The following is a 21,483-nucleotide window of genomic DNA, read 5'->3' on the forward strand; positions in this document are numbered from 1 at the left end:
CTAGACCCACTCGTAGGTGCGGTGGTAGCCCTCGGTGCCGCGGTACGCCAGCACCGGCTCCCGGCCGGGGCGGGCGTCGAGGAAGCGCCGGTAGCTCTCGACCTCGATCTTGCGGTTCTCGACCGGGACCAGGCAGCGGCTGTTCTCGGTGAGCAACTCGGCGTACTCGGCGAAGCTCAGCGGGATCCGGGCGTCCAGCCGGCCCGCGATGTCCAGCTCGGCGAGCGCGGCGCGGGAGCCCTCGTCGACGAGTCCGCTGAAGAACTCCGAGGCGCAGCCCGAGCCGTACGAGAACAGGCCCACCCGGGCGGTGCCCCGGTACGGGGCGTTGTCGATGAGACTGGCCAGGGCCAGGTAGACGGAGCCGGAGCAGAGGTTGCCCACCTGGCCGGGGTAGACCAGCGAGGGCGTCACCCGGGCGGCGAAGTCCGCCTCGATGACATCGGGGGTGGCCCGGGCCTGTTCCCGCATGAGTTTGCGGTGGGCGGCCCTGACCAGGCCGGCGAACGGGGTGTGCAGGGCGAGTTGGTCGAAAGTGGTCCGCAGGTCGACGTCGGCGACCTTGCCGCGGTAGTCGGTGAAGCTGTGGGACAGGCAGTCCAGGTAGGCGAAGAGCGAACCGTCGACGTCGGCGATGTCGTAGTCCGGCATCGGCCGCGCCGAGTCCATGGTCTCGTAGCTGTGCGCGCCGAACGCGCCGAGGTCGAGGGCGAGGACCCGTGGGTCGTCGCCGAGCAGCATGGCCGAGGCGCCGGTGCCGGTGGCGGGTTCCGCGTAGCCGGCCCTTGCGTCGACCATGGACACGTCGGTGGCGATCACCAGCGCCTTGGCGCCCGCGGAGATCCCGGAGGCCAGGTAGCCGGCGGCGATCTGCAGGCCGCCGGTGGCGGCGTAGCAGGCCTGCTTGACCTCCATCACCCGGCACTTGCGGCTCAGGCCCAGGTACTCGTGGACGTAGGAGGCGATCGACTTGCTGTAGTCGACGCCCGACTCGCTGGAGGTGAGGATCAGTTCGATCCGCTCCTTGTCCTGCGGGGCGAGCCGGTTGACGATCGGGGCGGCCGCGTTGACGGCGTTGGTGATCGGGTCCTCGCACGGCAGGGCGACCGAGCGGGCCTGCATCATCAGGTGGCCGATCCGCTCCCGGTCCAGGCCGCGGCCGTCGAACAGCTCGGCGGTGGACAGCTGGGCGAAGCCGGCGTGGACGTTCAGCGCCTCGATGCCGATCCGCGCGGTCATCGCTGCTTCACCTCCACCAGGAAGTCGATCAGGGCGTCGATGTCGGGCACGGTGCTGAAGCGGGCCATCGGCTCACGGACTCCGAGCGCGTCGATCAGCGCCATGACGATCTCCACCCGGTCGACCGAGTCCGCGCCGAGGTCCTTGAGGTGTTTGTCGCCGGTGATCTGCCCGGCGGGCACCTGGGGCAGGATGGCCGCGACCGTCTCGTGCACCAGGCGGGCCACCTCGGCGCGGTCGGTGTCACTGCGCTGCGGCATTCGAGCCCTCCAGTCGTACGTGCAGGGTGCAGACCGCCAGGCAGCGGCTGCTCGCGGCGTCCTCGACCACCGCGTTCCAGCGTTCCTCGGCCGGGTCGTCGCGGCGCCGCCAGGAGCGCAGGCGGATCCGCAGCACCGAGTCGGCGTCGGCGTTGCCGAGGTAGCAGAGCTGGTGATCCAGCACCGCCCGGTCGAGGAATCTACGGTTGGCGCGGCCCTGGTTCCGCCACATTTTGAGCAGGGCGCCGTCGATGATGGAGAAGTACGAGGCGAAGTAGAGGAGTCCGACGCCGTTGATGTCGCGGGTGATGTCGATCGGGTACTCGACCTCGTCGGCGGCCACCAGCTCCTCCCACTCCGGGTCCTCCAGGTCGTGGAAGGTCTGTTGGGACCTGGCCACCCCGTACGCGACCCGCGGCGAGTACTCGGCGGGCAGCTGCGGCAGGTGGGCGTGGCGGAAGTCGGCCGGCGCGGAGCTGAGCAGACCCTCGTTGCTGCCGGCCTGGCTGCGCGTCACCCAGCGGTTGAAGTTCTGCACGTACAGGCAGTCGGGCTGCCGGGCGGCGAAGAACTCGTCCGGGTCCAGGCCCTGTTCGGGCTTGGTCTCGGAGCCGGGAGGCACCCGGCGGACGCGGTGCAGGGTCAGCACCGACTCACTGCCGAAGCCGAACACGCGGGAGGTGGTCTCGATCCGGTCGCCGAAGGTCAGCGCGCCCGGGTGGAGATCCCCGCCGGAGCGGACCCGGAAGTAGTAGAAGGACAGGTAGGTGGGACGGCCCATGTCGTCGACCGCGTTGAAGGCGTCGGTGCCGCAGACCTCACTGACGGTCTCCCAGGTCCAGTCGCCGACCTGGCCGACGAAGAGCGAGTTGTGCCCGCACATCCCGGGCTTGACGACGACCAGCCGGCCGACCGAGCCGTCGGGGGCGCGCCAGACCTCCGGCCGCAACAGCGTGTTCTCGGCCCTGAGCATCACTGCGGCCCTCCATCGTGGTCGGCGTCCTGCGGGGTGTCGTGCTCGGAGAGGAACTCGGTGAGAACGGAGTTGAAGATCTCCGGCTGAGTGAGCGCCGGGAAGTGGCCGGCCTCGTCGATCTCCGCGTAGCGGGCGTCGGTGATCGTGCCCCGCAGCAGGTGCGCGGTCTTCTGCGGGATCACCGTGTCGAAGCGGCCCTGGACGACGAGCGTCGGCACCGCGATCTGCGGCAGCCGGGACAGCATGTCCGGCTCGGTGGCGAACACGTCCAGGTAGCGCAGTCCGGTCTGCGGGTCCATGCTCTCGGAGCGCAGCAGCACCGACTCCAGCTGCCGGCGCCGCTGTTCGTCAGGGGCACAGGCGCCGTCGGCGGCGATCCTGTCGAAGTCCTCCTGGAGCACCACGTCCAGGCGGTTGACCTCGCCGATCCGGTTGGCGCACTTGTAGGAGCTGCAGATCAGGGTCAGCGACGCCACCTCGTCCGGGTGCTCCAGCGCGTAGGTCTGAGCGGTCAGACCGCCGAACGAGGCGCCGGCCAGGTGCACGGGCCCGGTCGCACCGAGTTCGCGCAGCGCCGCCCGGTGCACCTCGGCCAGACCGTGCAGGGTCAGGTCGGCGGAGGCGTTGGTGCGGCCGACGCCCGGGGCGTGCAGCACCACCACCTTGTAGCGGTCGCAGAGGTCGGCGAACTGGTGGCGGAAGACCCCCGCCCCGATGTTGAACGGGTGGATGAACAGCAGCGTCGGCCCGTCACCCGCGACGAAGGCCTCCACCTCGCCGCCCTGCGGGACGCTGACGATCCGGTGCTCCACCGGCGCGCCGAAGTCGGTCAGTACGCCCAGGTTGTCGTCCTTCGCCCGGACGTCCTCCCGCAACGCCGCCTTGATGTCCTCCGGCACCACCGCCGCGGTGTGGAACACCGCCGCCGCGGGGGCCGCGGTCGGGTCGACCTGGATCAGCTCGACCGGCGCGGGGCCGGAGCGGTACAGCTGGACCAGCCGCTTGCCGATCTCCCGGATGTCCGAGGTCTCGGTGCCGACCGGCACCGCCAGCCGGATCAGCGGCGTCGCGCCCGCACCCGCGGCCAGGTGCGGGCCGCCCCGGACGCCGGTGTTCTCGAAGATCCAGTCCAGGCAGGACGGCACCGGATGTTCGAAGTCCGCGAACTGCTTCATCTCGGCGGTGTCCAGCAGCACGCAGTGCCCGGCCGCCGGGCCGATCACGGGCAGGCCCGCCCGTGACAGCAGGCCCCACAGCATCTTCACCGCGGCCCGGCGCCGGCCCACCTGTTCGGCGACGCCGCCGGAGTCCGCGAGGGCGGCGGCGATCTGCCGCCGGCCCGCCAGGTTGACCTGGTGTCCGCGGGTCGATATGTGCTCCCTCAGCTGCTCCACCAGGCCCGGGCGGGAGGTGGCGACCAGACCGCCGAAGTCGATGCCGAAGTCCTTGGACAGGCCCATCGTCACCGCGTCGGCGGTGGCCAGCAGATCCGACGCCACCTGCCAGATGCCCCGGCCCTGCTGGCCCTCCTCGTGCTCCACCACGGACGCCGCGTTCTCCAGCGCCCGGGTGGCGTCGAGCACCACCGGGATCCCGGCCGCCGCCGCGATCCGGCGCACCTCGCGCAGGTTCGCCAGCGAGATCGGGTATCCGCCCTGGGAGTTGTCACTGAGTTCCAGGCAGATCATCGACACCCCGCCCGGCCGTTCCCCGAGGGCCCGCTGCAGGGCCGCCAGGTCGACGTCCCGGAAGGGGCCGGTCCTGGTGACGGGCCGGCAGTCGGACAGCGCGACCGGCTCGAACCCGTTGTCGGCGAGGCTCATCAGGAGGGTCGGGAACAGGCCGTTGTGCAGGACCGCCTGCCGGATCCCCGGCCACGAACGGCACAGCAGCGCCTCCGCGGTCCGCCCCGACGCGGTCGGCACCACGCACTCGACGTCCAGCCACGGCACCGGTGGCAGGCCCTCCGCCCCCAGCTCCACGCTCGCCGCCGCCTCGGTCAGCCGGGCCATCCGCTCGGCCACCGCGGGGGTGGCGAGCTCGGCCCACGAATCGGTGATCAGATCGAACCGCACCGCGGAAACGGGCAGGCTGATCGGGTTGTGGCCGTACGCCGAGTCGCTGCCGGCCGGCTGCGGGGCGGTGGCCCCGGCGGGCACCGGACGCTTCGGGACGGAGGTCGCGGCGGGCCGAGGCGCGGCGGGCAGGGGTGCCGCGGGCCGGACCGGCGCCTTGGCCTTGGCCGGGGAGGGGGACGTGGCCGGGGCGTCGTCGATGACCTCCGGCGCGGTGGTGTCCAGGTCGGGGCTGGCGATCATCAGGATCACGTCGGCCACCGCGCTGCGCCGCTCGTCGTCCGGCTGGCACAGGTAGATCGTCGAGTTGGTCGGGCGGAACTTGTTCTTGAACTGGAAGTTGCCCTCGTCGAAGATGCCGACCGAGCGCAGCTCGGCCAGGCCGTTCTCCACCTCGGGCGAGGAGTTCGGGGACTCGCCCGCCTTGACGCCGAAGCTCGCGCCGAAACTGAAGATCTCGACGCCCTCGGCGAACAGCTTCTCCAGGATCCGGACGATCGCGAACTCGAGGCCGCCCAGCGGCGCCTCCTTGGGGTAGAACTCCAGGTCGAGCAACCAGCCGGACTCCGACGGGATCTTCGTCACGATGATCGCGCTGGCCAGCTCACCGTTCACCCGGGTGAGGAACATCCGGTGTCGCTCGGCGAGTTGGCCCCGCAGGACCTCCTCGCTGACCACCGCCACGTAGGGATTGACCATCTGCTTGGTCTCGCCCCAGCGGCTCATCATCGCCACGATCTCCTGGTCGACCGCGGGATCCGTGCCCACCTCGTACTCCTCGGTGGCGCACTCCCCCGCTGCGGCGAACTTGTTCACCATGTAGCGGAGCCGGCGCATCCGGCTGCCCTCCACGGTGAAGCTGCCCAGATCGTCCAGCCGCTGCACCGCGCCGAACGGCGTCGAGGTGAACGGCTGGCCGGCCACCGACTCGATGTGCTCCACCGAGAGGAAGTTGGGCTGCAGGCCGTGCCGGTCGGCGTAGGCGACGTACTGCTCGATCAGCTGCGGGAAGTACTCGCGTGAGCCCACGTAGCTCCAGGCGAACAGCACCCCGCCCTTACGCGAGAAGTTGAAGTACCCCTGCCGCTCGGCGCCCAGGAACATCAGCGGTGCGATGTCGCGCCCCGCCAGGCCGCCTTCCTTCGCCCACCGCGCGTCGACCTCGGCCACCAAGGCTGCCAGGTCCGGACGCTGTGGCAGCTGCCGCTTGCGCAGCACCGTCCAGCCACCCGCCGGCTGCTCCGACCGCGCCGCGGTCTCCACCGGAGCCGCGGGCTGCTCCGGGCCGGCCGCCGCCGACGCCAGCACCTCACGCAGGCCGCCGGCCGTCGCAGGGCCGTACTCGGCGAGCAGGTGCTCGGTCAGGGCGGTCACCGTCGGGTAGTCGAACATCAGGGTCTTGCGCTGGGCTCCGAAGCGCTTTTCCAGCACGCTCACCGTGCGCAGCATGTCGAAGGACGTCAGGCCGTCGTCGGCGAACGCGACACCCGGGGTGAGGGTGCGGCCCGAGATCATCGAGATGAGGTCGACGAGCATGTCCTGCGGGTCAGGCGCGGCCTCGGCCGGCGGCTCGACGACGGGGGCGGGAGCCGGGACTGTGGCGGCGGCGGGAACGGGAGTGGGGACGGGGACAGAAGCGGGAGCGGCGACCGGGAGGGAGAGGAGGGCGGGCTCGGGCGCGGGGGCCGGGGCCGGGGCCGGTGTCAGGGCCTCTGCCGGTACCGGCTGTCGCTCGGGCGCGGGTGACTTTTCCATGGCTACCACGACGGCGGCGGCCAGTTGGTCGACGTCGTCGTAGTCGTAGAGCTCGGACGCCTTGAGGTCCAGGCCGTAGCGCTCGTTGAGGCCGCGGACCAGTTCCATCCGGAAGATCGAGTCCAGGCCCAGGTCGACGAACGAGCTGGTCCTCAGGATCGTCGCCGGGTCAAGGCCGAGGATCTCCGCCAGCCACGAGTGGATCAGGCCGGCGATCTCCTCCCGGACCTCCGCCGACACCTGGACGACGACCGGCTCCGGGAGGGCGACCGGGGTCGGGACGGGGACCGGGGTCAGGGTCGGGGTCGGGACCGGGGCAGGAACCGGGGCCTGACGCACACCGGACGCGGCGGCGGCGGTTGCCGTCGGGGGCGCGGTCGCGACCAGCTTGATCAGGCCGCCCCGGGTCCGGGCCTGGGTGGTCTCGGGTGTCGGGAGGGGAGCGGTGTGTGCCGCGGGCTCGACGGTCGCAGGGGCCACCGGGGCCGCCTGGACCGCCGGGGCGGGCGTGGCAGGCGTCGCGGGCTTGGCGGTGCGGGGGGTGAACCAGTGGCGTACGGGCTTGAGGGGGAAGCCGGGCAGCGGAGCGCGTCGCGGGCGCGCGGCCGGCCAGTGGGACACCCATGCGGTACGGCCGGTGTCGAGCCACTCGCGGGCGGCGGGGTCGGAGGGGCTGTCGGTCGGCTCGCCCGTGGAGAGGGCGACAAGCTGGACCAGCAGCCGGTCCCGGTCGGCTGAGGTGATCACCATGCGTTCCGCGTGGGAGTCGCGTCCGGTCTGCAGGGTCCAGGCGACACGGGCGGCGTCGATGCCGGGGTTGGCCTCCAGGTACCCGGCGAGTGTCGCCGCGTACTCCCGCAGAGCAGCGGAGGTCGGCGCGGAGAGCGGGAAGAGCCGTGCGGCGGGTGGGAGTTCGGCGGGTCCCGGGGTCTCGTCGCTGTACTCCTCCAGCACCACGTGGGCGTTGGAGCCGCCGAACCCGAACGAGCTGACGCCCGCCCTGCGGACGGTCCGGCCGGCGCCGTCGACGACGCCCTCCCAGGGCGCGGCACTGTCGTTGACGTAGAAGGGGGTGCCGTCCAGGCGCAGGTACGGATTGAGTTCCGTGACGTGCAGGGTCGCGGGCAGCTGACGGTGCTTCAGACTGAGCAGCGTCTTCAGCACGCCGGCGATGCCGGACGCGGCCTCCAGGTGACCGATGTTGGTCTTCACCGCGCCGAGCGCGATGTGCGGGCGCCCGGCGGGCGGCAGGCCGGCTTCGGCGTACAACTGGGCGAAGGCGCGCTTGAGGCCCTCGGTCTCCACCGGGTCGCCGAGCGAGGTGCCGGTGCCGTGGGCCTCGATGTAGCTGACGGTGTCGGGCGACAGGGCGGCCCGGTGGTACGCCTGGACCAGGACCTGCGCCTGGGCCTCGGGGTTGGGGGCGGTGAGCGAGGTGGAGCGGCCGCCGTGGTTGACGGCGGTGGCCCGGATCACGCCGTGGATGTGGTCGCCGTCGGCCTGGGCCCGGTCGAGCCGCTTGAGTACTACGGCACCCGCGCCCTCGCCTCGCACGTAGCCGTCGGCGGCGGCATCGAAGGTCTTGCACCGGCCGTCGGGGCTGAGCATCCCGGACTTGGTGAACGCGGTGAACAGACCGGGGCTGAGCGTCGCGTTGACCCCGCCGGCGATCGCGAGGTCGCAGTCGCCGTCCAGGATCGCCCGGACCGCCCGGTGGATGGCGACCAGCGCGCTCGAACACGCGGTGTCCACCGCCTCGCTGGGGCCGCGCAGGTCGAGCGTCCGGGAGATCCGGTTGGCGAGCACCGCATGCGACAGACCGGTGGCGGTGTGCGCCTGGACCGCGACGCCGTTGGTGCGCATCAGGTCGTCGTAGTCGGTGGTGGAGACCCCCGCGAACAGGCCGGTGGCGCTGCCCGCCAGCGCGGACGGCGGGTAGCCCGCGTTCTCCACGGCCCGCCACACCGCCTCCAGGAAGAGCCGCTGCTGCGGGTCCATCAGGCCCGCCTCGGTGGCCGAGATCCCGAAGAAGGCGGCGTCGAAGTCGGCGATGTTCTCCAGGAACCCGCCGCGCACCTCCCGGGTCTCCGGATCCTGCCGCAGGTCGGTGCGGTCGGCGGGGACCGGGCCGACGAGGTGGTCTCCGGCGGCGAGGTGCCGCCAGAAGTCGTCGAGGTCGGCCGAGCCGGGCAGCCGGCCGGCGACGCCGACGACCGCGATGGGCGTCGGGCCGTACGGCTGTTCCGGTTCGGGTTTTGGCGCAGACTTCGGCGCGGGCCTCGGCGCCGGTTCGACGACGGCGGCGGCCGGTTCGCGCGGCTCGGGCGCCGCCACCGCCACGGGCGCGACCGGCGCCGGCGCCGGCGTCGGCTCGGCTACGGGAGGCACGCTCCGGGCGGCCGTCCGGGACATCTCGTCCGCGTGGTGGGTCACCAGGTAGCGGGCGAAGTCGTCGAGGGTCGGGCACTCGAACAGGACCGTGGGCAGCAGGTCGAGCCCGTAAGTCTCGTTGACCTCGACCGAGAGCTGGGTGAGTGAGATCGAGTCGAAGCCCGAGTCCAGCAGCTCACCGTCCATGTCGACCTCGTGCTCGTCGACCAGCAGGAAGCCGGCCGCGATCCGGCGCAGTTCGGCCCGCACCGCGAGGTCGGGGTCGACCGCCGTACGAACGGGTGCCGGCGGTGGCGCGGCCACCTGGGCGGAGACGGAGACGGAGGCGGCGGCAGCCGAGGCGGACGCGGGCGCAGGAACGGCCTCGGGCACAGGCACGGCCTCGGGCTCCGCGGTGGCGGCGCCCTCGACGGCGACCACCACCGGCTCCTCTCCGGCCAGTGCCTGGCAGAACACCCGCAGACCGGTCTCGGTCGTCATCGGGAGCATGTTCCAGCGCTGGGCGTACAGCCGGAGGGTGGCCTCGTCGACCCGCATACCGCCGTCCTTCCACAGCGGCCACGCGATGGCGACGGTACGTCCGCTCCGCAGGCCCCGCGCGCGGAGGCGCTCGCGGGTCTCGGCGAAGCCGTTCAGGTAGGCGTTGGCGTAGGCGTAGTCGACCTGGCCGAGGTTGCCGACCTCGCCGGCCAGCGAGGAGAAGACGGCGAAGAAGTCCAGTGGCCGCTCGCCGATCGCCGTGTCGAGGTTGGCGACGGCGAGCTTCGGGGCGAGCACGGCCATGACATCGGCGCGGTCCTTGCCCACGGCGCGGCCGTCGCGCACGACCCCGGCGGCGTGGATGATGCCGTGCAGTGCTCCATAGAGGTCGATGGTCTCCTCGACCACCAGGCGGGCCTGTTCGGGGTCGGTGACGTCGGCGCGCTCCCAGTGCACGGTGAAGCCGTTGCCGGCGAGTTCGTCGAGGCGGTTGCGGGCGGCGCGGTCGGGCCCGTTGCGGGTGACCAGGACCAGGTTGAGCGGGCGGCCGTGGACGGCCATGAACTCGGCGACCCGGACGCCGAGGGCGCCGGCGCCGCCGGTGATCAGGTAGGTGCCTCCGGGGCGGAGCGCGAGGTCGGCGGCCTCGCCGCTGGTGGCCGGGGTGAACTCGGCGAGTCGGCGCAGCAGTCGGGCGCCGTCCTGGTAGCCGGACTGGACCACCGGCTCGTCCGTGGCGGGCGCGGCGAGTTCGGCGAGGATCCGCCCGGCGGTGTCCTGGTCCGAGCCGACCGCGACGCAACTGCCGGTGAAGGCGCCGTGCTCCATGGCGAGGCTGCGCAGTGCGGCGGCCACGGCGGTGTGCTCGGGCTGGGCGTCCTGCGGTGAGCCGCGGTGTGCGTAGACGGCGCGCAGCGCGGTGCCCCCGGGGGCACCGGCCAGCAGGGCCGTACAGGACCACAGCAACGGGAGGAAGCCCGTGTCGAGGTCGGCTCCGTCGGCGCCGGCGGCGACCACGACCGCGTTCGGCAGCGCGCCGGCCCCGGCGAGGTGGGCGGTGAGGCGCCGCAGGTCCTCGCGGTCACCGGTGGCCACCGTGTAGCGGTCCTCGCCGGTGGCGGCGAAGACCGGGCCGGGGCGGGCCAGGACGGCGCGGCTGCCGCGTCCCTCCAGCCGGCGGGCCAGTTCGGCACCCAGTCCCTCGTCGAGCGCGACGATCAGCACACTCGGCGGAAGCGGGGCGGCGGCGGGGGCGAGCGGCGCGGGTTCCCAGACCGGGCGCAGATAGCGGCAGGCGGTGGCGGACGTGGCCGGTGCGGCGGGCGCCGCGGTCGCGGGGAGCGGCTCCGCGGAGTAGTCGGGCAGCCAGTGGCGGCTGCGCTCGAACGGGTAGGGCGGCAGCTGGACCCGGCGGGGGTACGGCGCGGGCCAGCACACCTGCCAGTCGACGCGTACGCCGGCCGTCCAGAGCCGGGCCAGCTTGGAGAGGCGGCGCTTGGCCAGGAAGGCGGCGAGAAGCGCGGTCCCGTCCTCGTCGTCGAGCAGCGACCAGCCGCCGAAGTCGCCGCCGACGCTGCCAGCGATCACCCCGGGGCTCACCTCGCCGCGCATGAAGTCGTCGAGCCGGGCGGCGAGTTGGGCGGTGTCGGTGGCCAGCACGGCGAGCCGCTCGGTCATCTCGCGGCGCCCGATCTGGCTGGTGCGGGCCAGGGCGGCGAGGGAGAGTGCGGCGCCCTCGGGAGTGGCGAGCAGTTCGGCGACCCGCCCGGCGTAGCGGACCAGCTGCCCCCGGGTGCGCGCGGACAGCAGGAACAGCTGCTCGCCGCTCTCCGGTTGGGGCTGGGCGGGGGCGGTACGGGGGCGGTACTCCTCCAGGACCACGTGGGCGTTCGCGCCGCCCGCGCCGAAGGCGCTGACGCCGGCCCGGCGCGGGGAGCCGTCGGCGGGCGCGGCCCAGTCGGCCGTCTCGCGCGGCGGGTAGAACGGCGAGCCGTCGAAGGGGATCTTCGGGTTGACGTTGTCCAGGTTGACGCAGCGGGTGATCCTGCCGTGCTGGAGCTGGAGCACGGCCCGGGTGAGCCCCGCGATGCCGGCCGCGCCCTCCAGGTGGCCGATGGCGGCCTTGACGGAGGAGACGGCGCAGCGGAACTCCTGTGGGGCCACGCCCAGTTCCCTGAAGGCCCGGGTGAGACTGGCGATCTCGATCGGGTCTCCGAGCGCGGTGCCGGTGCCGTGCGCCTCCAGGCTGCCGATGGTGCGCGGGTCGACGCCGGAGCGGCGTACCGCCTCGGCGATCAGCGCCGCCTGCGCCTGCGGGTTGGGGACCGTGTAACCGCCGGTCCTGCCACCGGCGTTGACGGTGCTTGCCTTGATCACCGCGAGGATCTCGTCGCCGTCGAGCTCGGCGTCGGCGAGCGGCTTGAGCAGCACCGCGCCGACGCCCTCGCCGGGTACGAAGCCGTCGGCGCGTTCGTCGAAGACCTTGCAGGCGCCGTCCCCCGCCAGCATGTTGAGCGCGGACAGCGACACGTGGTGCGCGGGGTGCAGGATCAGGTTGACGCCGCCCGCCAGGGCCATCCGGCACTCGCCGCGGCGCAGGCTCTCGACGGCGAGGTGGACCGCCGTCAGCGAGGAGGAACAGGCGGAGTCGACGGCGAAGCTGGGGCCCTGGAAGTCGAAGTGGTAGGAGACCCGGTTGGCCACCGACCAGTACGCGGAGTGCGCGCCGGACAGCTTGCCGTGCGCCCAGCCGGTGGCGGCCAGCCGCCCGTACGAGCCGTACATGATGCCGGCGAAGACCCCGGTCATCGTCTCGTGGGTGGAGCTGCCGAGGTAGCCGGCGCGGTCGAGCAGGTCCCAGCACGTCTCCAGGAACAGCCGTTCCTGGGGGTCGATGTCGGCGGCGTCGCGCGGCAGGATGTTGAAGAAGGCCGGGTCGAAGGTGTCGATGCCGTCGAGGAATCCGCCCCACCGGCTGTAACTGCGGTCACTGCGGCCGCGCTTGGCGTCGAAGGTGGGCCGCCAGTCCCAGCGGTCCGCGGGGACCTCGGTGATGGCGTCCCGGCCCTCCTCCAGATTGCGCCAGAAGGTCTCGACGTCCGGCGCGCCCGGGTAGCGTCCGCTGATCGCGATCACGGCGATGTCGGCGGCCTCGCGGTGCGCCGCCGGCCGGGGGCCGGCCGGCTCCGCGGCGGGCGCGGGCGGCGCCTGCACGGCCTGGGCCGCCGGGGCGACCGGCGCCGGGGGCACGAGCGGCACGGTTTCGGCCGGTGGTGCGGCCTCGGCAGGCGGGGCGGCGGGGCCGAGCAGCGCGGTCAGCTGCTCCGCCCGGTCGGTGCGCAGGTGCTGAGCGAGCTGGTCGATGGTCAGCTGCTCGAACAGCAGGGTGGCGGGCAGGGCCCCGAGGTCCTGCTCCATCCGGTAGACGATGTTCTGGCCGACCAGTGAGTCGATCCCGTAGGTCTCGAAGGTCGCGTGGTCGTCGAGTTCCGCGGCCCGGAACTTCAGCACCTCGGCGAAGACCTGCCGTACGTAGTCGCGGACCTGCGCCGCTGTCAGCGCCGGTGTCAGCTCGGCTGTCACGTTCAACTCCCGTTCGCTCGTCACCAGGCACTGCTCCAGTTCGTCCTCGGGGGTGCCGGGGATCCCGCGCACCCCTGTCACCCGGAATCCCGCATCGGCGAGGGCGGCCCGCCACTGGGCGGGGCCGAGCAGCGCGGAGTCCGGAAGGCGGCGCTGCGGGTCCTCGAATCGCCACCAGCCCTCGGTGAGGCCGAAGGTGAGGGCGACGAAGGCGGAGGACCGGGTCACCTCGTTCACCGCGAGCACGCCACCGGGCCGCAGCAGGGTGTGGACATGGGCCAGGGTGCGGCCGAGGTCCCGGGTGGCGTGCAGCACGTTGGTGGCCAGCACGATGTCGGCGCAGCCGGGCTCGAAACCCTGGGCCGCCGGGTCGCGCTCGATGTCCAACAGCTGGTAACGCGTCCCGTCGCCACGGTGGTTGGACTCGCCGTGACGCAGGAACGCGGGCGAGATGTCGGTGTAGCGGTACGCGGTCGGCAGACCGGCGGTGGCGCAGGCGGCCAGCACGTGGCGGGTGGCGGAACCGGTCCCGGCACCGATCTCGACGATCCGCAGCGGCCGCCGGCCACCGGTGAGCCGCTGCGCGGAACCGACCACCTCGGTGGCCATCAGCCGGTGGAAGTGCTCGGCGCCCGGCCCGTCGGCATAGACCGGTTCGACCAGGGAGGGCGAGCCCTTCGGGAACAGCACCTCGGTGGCGGCGACCCGGCCGGACAGGATGCCGGGGATGCCGGCCACGCAGACCCGGAGCAGCTTCAGGTGCGGCTCCATGGCGGGATGGGCGGCGGTGAACTCGGCGACCGGCTGCCGCGCCGGGTCGAGCAGGGCGCGCCGGAAGGTCAGCGTCCCGTCGCTGTCCAGGCCGGCGGCGCCGGCCCGTTCCAGCACGCGCAGCACCGCGGTGAGCACCGAGCGGTTGCGCCCATCGGCGCCGAGCCGGTCGGCGAAGTCGTCGAACGCCAGCGGCTGGTCCAGCACCGGCAGTTCGGGCAGCGCGGCGAACTCGGCGCGGAGCAGGTCGGCGGCCACCACCTCGAGAGCGGCGAAGCCGGCCCGGGCCCGGGTCAGCGGGTCGTCGGCCTCGGCGCGAACGCCGAGCCGGGCCAGTCCGCCCGTGTCGGCCTTGACCACCACGGCCTGGGGCAGGCCGGCGGCCAGCACCCGGTCGAGTGCGGCGAGTCCTTCGGCGGGCTCGATCGAGCCGACGCCGAAGCCGGCCAGCCGCTCGCCGTAGCGCTCGTCGGCGACCACCCCGACACTCCCCCAGAAACCCCAGTTGAGCACCTGCACGGGGTACCGGACCCGGGAGTCCAGCCACTGCGCGTAGGCGTCCTGGAAGGTGCTGGCGGCGGCGTACGCGGCCTGACCCGCCGAGTCGGTGAAGGAGACCGCGGAGGAGAACACCGCCAGCAGGTCGAGCGGGTCCTCCCGCAGCGTCTCGGCGAACGCGGCGGTGCCGGCCACCTTGGGCGCCAGCACCTCGGCGAAGGTCCGCGGGTCGGCGTGCAGCAGCGTGCGGTCACGCAGGTCGAGGGCGGCGTGCACGGCGCCGTTCAGGGTGCCGAAGCGGGCGCGGGCGCCGGCCACCGCCCTCTCGAGCTGCGCCGGGTCGGCGGCGTCGGCCTGCAAGTAGACAGCCTCGCCGCCGAGTTCGGCGATCTCCGCGAGTGCCGCGTCGATCGCCGGGTCCTGGGCGCGGCGGCCGATCAGCGCCAGCCGGGCCCGGTGGGTGCGGGCCAGGTGGCGGCCGAGGGTGCGGCCGAGGCCGCCCGCCCCGCCGAGGATCACGTAGGCACCGCCGTCACGCCAGGCCGGTTCACCGCCGGCCGGCCGGGCCGCCACCAGGGTGCGCCGCAGGCGCTGCCCGTCGCGCAGCGCGATCAGCCGGTCGGCGGCCGGTTCGCGGGTCAGCAGCGCGGCCCGCTGATCGGGGGCCGCCGGTGCGGTCCCGATGTCGACGCAGCCGACCGTCCAGCGCGGGTACTCGGCGGCCGCGGTGGCACACAGGCCGAGCAGTCCGGCCGCGTGCGGCTGGAGCGGCTCGTCGCCGGTCACCGCGACTGCGCCGGACAGGACGGCGCGCACGGCGAGCCCGGTGTGTGCCGCGCCGAGGGCCAGCAGCCGCTGGACCAGCCCGAGCATGGCCGGCACGCTCCGGTCCTCCTCGGGCCGGTGGGCGGGCGCCGGGTCGGTGAGGAAGTAGACGCGGTCGGGGACCTCGGTCACCGCGTCGGTGTCGTCGTAGCCCACCATCCGCACGACGGAGTCCGCATGCCGCCGCATCAGCGCGGCGGCGAGCGCGCCGGCGGTCTCGGGGTGGCAGATCAGTACGGTGCCGGCGCCCGCGGCCTCCTGCGGGGCGGGGCCCGCGTCCTCCCAGGCCGGCCGGAAGATACCCGGACCCTCGGGCACCTCGGCGGCGGCCGCCGCCCGGCGGGGCACCGCACGCAGTGTGACACCGTCGAACCTGGCGCACAGCACGCCGGATCCGTCGGTCAGCGACACGGTGAACCGGTCCTTGCCGACGCGCCGGGCGTACGAGTACCGCGCCAGTTCGGGCGAGCGCAGCACCGTGACCCGGTCCACGGCGAACGGCAGCAGCGCCTGCGGCCCGTTCGCGTCCAGCAGCGGGGCGAGCACCTGCAGCCCGGCGTCCAGCACCGCTGCCGTCCGCTGCCACCCAGCGAGCCCGTCGGCGGGACGCAGCGTGCCCAGCGTCTCACCGTCGCCGACCCGTACCTGCTCCAGGCGGCGGAACGACGGCCCGTACGCGAGGCCCGCGGCGCGGAACGCCCCGTAGAGCTCGTCGGCGTCCCGCACGCCCTGGCAGCGGTCAGCGGTCCGCCCGAGGTCGAGCGGCGGCTCGGCGGCGAACGCCGCCACCTCCTGGTCGGTCGGCGCGGCGTATTCACAGCGCACGTAGGGGCCGGCGCCGTCCTCCGCCTCCAGCCCTAGCGACCGGCCCGCGGCCGACTCCTCCCCCGCCAGCCGCAGCCGGCGCGGCTGCGACAGCTCGCAGGGCCGCAGCCAGCGCACCGCGGACAGCCGGTACGGCAGCGGGGCGAGGTCGGCGGCCAGGGCGAGCGCCGCGGTGCCGGGCAGCACAGGACGGCCCGCCACCCGGTGATCGGTGGCGACCGGGTCCTCGGGGCCCACCACCGTCACGCCGTCGGCCCCACCGGCCGGGCCCGCTGACGGGGTCGGCGTCGGGGCCGGGATCCGAGCGCCCTCCGCCGCGGCGGGTGCCACCGCGGGGTCGGCGCCGGACGGTCCGGTGATCCAGTAGTGCTCCTGCGCGAAGGGGTACGTCGGGACCGTGACCCGCCGGCCGCCGGCCGTGAGAGCCGCCCAGTCGGGAGTTCCGCCCCGTACGTACGCGGCGGCCGCCCGCACCAGCGGGTCGTCCGAAGCCGCGGCCTCGTCCAGGCTCGCGGAGTCGGCGAGGTAGCAGCCGCTGTGCTCCTGGCCCGCCGCCAGCCTGCCGAGCCGCACCAGCAGCTCGTCGCGGCCTCCGGTGAGCAGCGCGGCACGCAGAGGCAGGTGTGTGCGGCCCAGGGCACGGGTGTAGGCGATGTCGGCGGGCTCAAGCGCGGGGTCGCGCTCCAGCGCCGCCGCGAGCTCCGCGGCGACCCGGGTGAGCGCCTCGGGCGTCCGGGCCGACAGCGGGACCAGGCTGCGGGCCGCCTCCGGCCGGCGCCCGGGCGCGGGACGGGCGGGCGGTTCGGCCACTACCACGTGGCAGTTGGTGCCGCTGAAGCCGAAGCTGCTGACCGTGCCGACCCGGACGCCGTTCGCGCCCGGTTCCCACGGCGTCAGTTCACGGACCACCCGCAGGCGGCTGTCCGAGAGGTCGAGTTCGGGGTTGGCCCGGGCGAAGCCGGGCAGCGGGGGCAGCGCCCGGTGACGCAGCGCGAGCACGACCTTGAGCAGCCCGGCGATTCCGGCGGCCGTGGTGGTGTGGCCGATGTTGGCCTTCACCGAGCCGAGGGCGGTGAAGCCCGGCCCCTCGGCGGTGCCCAGCACCTGGTTGAGGGCCTTGACCTCGATCGGGTCGCCGAGGTTGGTGGCGGTGCCGTGCGCCTCCACGTACCCGATGTCGCCCGGCTTCGCGCCGGCTCTGCGGTGCACCGTGCGCAGCAGTTCGACCTGCGAGGTGGCGCTCGGTGCGGTGATGCCGTTGGTGCGGCCGTCGCCGTTGACACCGCTGGCCCTGATCACCGCGTGGATCCGGTCACCATCGGAGAGCGCCGCCTTCAGGCTCTTCAGCACCACCGCGCCGACGCCCTCACCGAGCACGATGCCGTCCGCCTCCGCGTCGAAGGGTACGGAGCGGCCGGTCGGCGAGAGCATGCCGACCCGGCTGCTCCACACCTGCATCTGCGCGGTCGTCATGACCGCCACTCCGCCGGCGATCGCCAGGTCGCAGTCGCCGTTCCTGATCGCCTCGCAGGCCAGGTGGACAGCCGTCAGCGAGGAGGAACACGCGGTGTCGACGGTCATCGTGGGGCCGCTCAGGTCGAGCAGGTACCCGACCCGGGCGGCCAGGATCGCCATGTTCGTGCCGAGGAACGCCTGCCCGGTGTCCGCCTGGCCGGCCGCCCGCAGCAGGTGGTAGTAATCACCTCCGCTGGCCCCCACGTACACACCGCACCGGCGCCGCTCCCCCGGGGTCGCGTAGCCCGCGTCCTCCAGCGCCGTCCACGCCTGCTGCAGGAACTGGCGCTGCTGCGGGTCCATCGCCTCCGCCTCCATCGGAGACAGCTGGAAGAACCGCGGGTCGAAGCCGCCGAGCTCAGGCAGCAGCGCCGCCCACTTGCTGTACGAGCGGTCCGGGACGCGGCGGTCCGGGTCGAACCAGCCGGCGCCCCAACGGGACTCCGGCACCTCGGAGATGCTGGTCCGGCCGGCGGCCAGGTTCGCCCAGAACGCGTCCAGGTCCTCGGCGTCGGGGAAGCGGCCGGCCGCACCGATGACGGCGATGCCGTCGGTGTCGTCCGCCGGCGGCTGCGTCGGCTGCGCTGCAGCGTCCCGCGGCGTGAGCGACGCAAGCTGAACGGACGGGGCGGGCTGAGCAGACCGGGCTGCTTGTACGGGCGCGCTCTGCACGGGCTGGGCAGGGGTGCCGCGCAGCGGCCGAAGGCTCACCTGCCCGGGGGTGGCACCGGCGGCCGGGGCCGCGGCGGCGACGGGTACGGGTACGGGTACGGGTACGGGTACGGCAGGGGCCGGCGGCGCGGGCTGTACCGGCGGTGCGGCGGGCGGCTCGGGCGCCGGCGGCGGCTCCGGCGCGGCGGAAACCGGAGCGGGAGCAGGCGCGGGTGCGGGCGCGGGGACAGGCGCGGGAGCCGGCACTGGAGCCGGAGCCGGAGCCGGCGCTGGAGCTGGGGCGAGTGCCGAGCGGTGCAGCGCACGGGCCTGCTCGGCGGTCTCCAGGACGTGCGCCGTCAGCCGGTCGATCGTGGGGTGGTCGTAGACGGCGACCGAGTCGATGTCCAGGCCGAAGCTCTGGTTGAGGCTCCGCACGATCTCCACCGCGCCGATCGAGTCCACGCCCAGCTCGCTGAAGCTGAGCCGGCGGTCGATCTCCTCCTCGGTGGCGTACACGATCGCGCAGAGCGCGGCGACCACAAGCCGCTCCACCTCTGACGGGTCGGGGAGCCCGGCGTCGGTGGCGTCGACCGCCTCCGCCGCCACCGGCACCTCGACGGGCGCGGCAGGCGTGACGGCCTGCGCCGCGACGGGCGCGGGGACCGGCGGAGCCACGGGCGCCTCGGCCGGCGCAATGGCGGCGGTGGCCGGCGCGCTGTAGTCGCGGACCTTGCGGAAGTGCTCGCGGACCAGGCCCAGCGAACCTCCCCCGAGCACCCGTTCGTGCATCCGGACCTCGCGCTCGACGATCTCCGGCAGCCGGGCGAGCAGCCGCCCGGCGAGTTCCGCCTTGACCTCGGCGACCGCCTCCACGGGCTTGGCCGCGATTGAGCGGGCCAGGTCGAGCGCGGTCGACAGCACCTCGGCCGCCGGGACGACGGTCACCGAGGCGCCACGGCGGGCGAGTTCCTCGCCGCGGTAGCTGCGGCCGGTCAGGAACATCTCGGCCGCCAGGGTGCCGCCGAGCCGCTGTTCGAGCACGAGCGTGGAGCCCATGCCGGGTGTGAAGCCGTACTTGAGGAAGTTCGCCCCGTACGAGCCTTCGTCGGCGAGCACCACCAGGTCGGCGTAGAGGCCGAAGGCCAGGCCCCCGCCGGAGGCCTGACCGCGCATCGCGGAGACCACGGGGCGGCGGCAGCGCAGCAGGCCCTCGTAGACGAACGGGGTGTCGGTGAACCTCGTGTGCTTCTCGGCCAGGCCCTCAAGGGCATGGGGGGTCGCGCCGAGGTTGAAGACGGTCTCGGTGCCGGTGAGCACCACGGCGCGGACGTCCTCGCGGCGGTCGATCTCCGCGAAGGCGGCCTCCAGACCGTGTGTGAGTCCGGCGGTGAACATGTTGCGGTTCTCGTGGTCGCGCATGGTGACCAGCGCGATCCCGTGTTCCAGGATCCGCAGGTCGACCTCGTCGCCGTGGTAGGGCTCGACCACCCGGCGAGCGGCGGGCGCGGCGGGCGTGACGCCCACCGCCGGTGCGGTGACGGCGGGCCCGCCGCCGGCGGCCGGTGCGGCGACGACGGGCTCGCCGTCACGGCGCTGCCAGCCGCCCAGCCAGTGGCGTTCCTCGCGCAGCGGCGGGACCGGCAGCGACACCCGGCGCGGGGCGGGGCCGCTCGGCACGGAGTCCGCCCACGGCACGTCTGCCCCGGCGCTCCACGCCGCCGCGACCTCCTCCAGCCGTCCGGCACGGACCAGTTCACCGAGGTCGGGGCGCGGCCCGGCTGCGCCGGCCCGCTCCAGTCCCCAGTACTGGCCGGCGTCGGGGGCGGCACCGCTCAGGTAGCGGTCGAGGGCGGTCAGCAGCTGCGCGTGGTCGGCGGCGACGACCGCGAGGCGGCTGCTCAGCTGGTCGCGGCCGACCCGCAGGGTGTGGGCGAGGGCGGCGAGCGGGACGGTGGGCTGCGGCTCGGTGTCGAGCTGTCCCGCGAGCTGGTCGATCGACCGCTCGCCCGCGTCCGCCGGCAGGCTGCCGAGTCCGGGCCGGTTCTCGTCCAGCACCTTGCTGACCAGGGCCAGACCCGTGCGGTCGACACCGAGGTCGACCAGCGGCTCCGCCGGGTCGATGGCATCGTCAGGGACGCCCAGCACCTGGGCGACGGCGCCGGTGAGCACCCGGCGCCGTTCGGCGCTCCGGGCGGGCGACGGCTCCGCCGGCGCATGCAGCACGGTCCTGATCCGTTCGGCGTACACCCGCAGGGCGTCCGCGTCGCGCGCCGAGAGCACGATCAGCTCCCGTCCGCCGCGCGCGGGCTGATCAGCGGGCGCGCGGTATTCCTCGATCACCACGTGCGCGTTGGAGCCGCCCGCGCCGAAGGCGCTGACGCCGGCCCGGCGCGGCGAGCCGTCGGCGGGGGCGGGCCAGTCGGTGAGTTCGCGCTGCAGGCGGAATGGCGTCGCGGCGAGATCGATGGCCGGATTGACCGTCTCCGCGTGGAGTGACGGAGCGAGCTGCCGGTGCTTCAGCTGGAGCAGGGTCTTGGTGACGCCGGCGATTCCGGCGGCGCTCTCCAGGTGGCCGATGTTGGACTTCACCGACCCGATCGCGCAGCCGCCCGACGACCCGGTGTGGTCGGCGGCGAAGGCCTTGCGCAGGCCGTCGATCTCGATCGGGTCGCCGAGCGCGGTGCCGGTGCCGTGCGCCTCCAGGTAGCCCATCCCGGACGGCGACAGGCCGGCGGCGTCCAGGGCGTCGCGGATCAGCGCGGCCTGCGAGGTGGGGCTGGGCACGGTGAAGCCGCTGGTGCGCCCGGTGTGGTTGAGCCGGGTGGCCCGGATGACGGCGTAGATGTGGTCGCCGTCCGCCTCGGCCTTTGCCAGCGGTTTGAGCAGCACCGCGCCGACACCCTCGCCGGGCACGTAGCCGGTGCCGCCCGCGCCGAAGCTGCGGCAGCGGCCGTCGTCGGAGAGGAAGCGGCCCTGGGCAAGCTGCAGGTACTTCTGCGGGTGCGCCGCAACGTTCACCCCGCCGGCCAGCGCCGTCTCGCACTCGCCACGGCGCAGACTCTCCACGGCGAGGTGCAGGGCCGTCAGCGACGAGGAGCACGCGGTGTCGACGGCCATGCTGGGGCCGGTCAGGTTGAGCGTGTACGAGACCCGGTTGGCGACGGCGGCGTGCATCGCGGTCGGCTGGACACCGTCGGCGGCGCCCTGCACCAGCTGGTAGTGGTTCCACATCACTCCGGCGAAGACGCCGACGGACGCGGCTGCGGTCCTGGACGCCGGGTATCCGGCGTCCTGCAGGGTCTGCCAGCAGGTGGTCAGGAACAGGCGCTCCTGCGGGTCCATCCTTTCGGCGTCACGGCGGGAGATGCCGAAGAACGCCGGGTCGAAGAGGTCCATGCCGTCCAGGAACCCGCCCCACCGGCCGTAGGTGCGGCCGGGCGTGCCGTGCTCCGGGTCGTGGATCGCCTCGTGGTCCCAGCGCTCCTGCGGCACCTCGGTGATGCAGTCCCTTCCCTCGGCGAGCAGCCGCCAGAACGCGTCGACGTCGGTGGCCTGCGGATACTGTCCCGCCAGGCCGATGACCGCGATGGCGTCCTGCCGGTACGCGCCCGTCCCGGCGGCGTCGGGCCCTGTGAGC

General features: G+C 73.9%; 4 protein-coding genes (1 of these 4 running past the window's edge). All 4 read right to left on the minus strand.

Going from position 1 to position 21,483, the window contains the following annotated elements:
• Tightly spaced (each overlapping or abutting the next), the 4 genes in view from ACGH7X_RS05505 to ACGH7X_RS05520 form a layout consistent with a single transcriptional unit that may run on beyond the window.
• Positions 1–1,239 (minus strand): hydroxymethylglutaryl-CoA synthase family protein, encoded by a 1,239-nt coding sequence (locus ACGH7X_RS05505; RefSeq protein WP_399882183.1) that lies wholly within the window; start codon positions 1,237–1,239, stop codon positions 1–3.
• Positions 1,236–1,499 (minus strand): acyl carrier protein, encoded by a 264-nt coding sequence (locus tag ACGH7X_RS05510; RefSeq protein ID WP_399882185.1) that lies wholly within the window; start codon positions 1,497–1,499, stop codon positions 1,236–1,238. Before ACGH7X_RS05510 ends, ACGH7X_RS05505 begins: the two co-directional genes overlap by 4 nt.
• On the minus strand, positions 1,483–2,472 hold the full coding sequence (locus ACGH7X_RS05515) for an LnmK family bifunctional acyltransferase/decarboxylase (protein ID WP_399882187.1): 990 nt from the start codon (positions 2,470–2,472) through the stop codon (positions 1,483–1,485). The genes ACGH7X_RS05510 and ACGH7X_RS05515 overlap by 17 nt, the downstream gene beginning before the upstream one ends.
• On the minus strand, positions 2,472–21,483 hold the 3' portion of the coding sequence (locus tag ACGH7X_RS05520) for an SDR family NAD(P)-dependent oxidoreductase (protein WP_399882189.1). Its footprint extends 2,633 nt past the window's final position; only the last 19,012 of its 21,645 coding nucleotides appear in the window; its start codon lies off the right edge, out of view; the stop codon is at positions 2,472–2,474. The genes ACGH7X_RS05515 and ACGH7X_RS05520 overlap by 1 nt, the downstream gene beginning before the upstream one ends.

The organism is Streptomyces sp. BBFR51 (genome assembly GCF_044591655.1).
Taxonomy (GTDB): Bacteria; Actinomycetota; Actinomycetes; order Streptomycetales; family Streptomycetaceae; genus Streptomyces.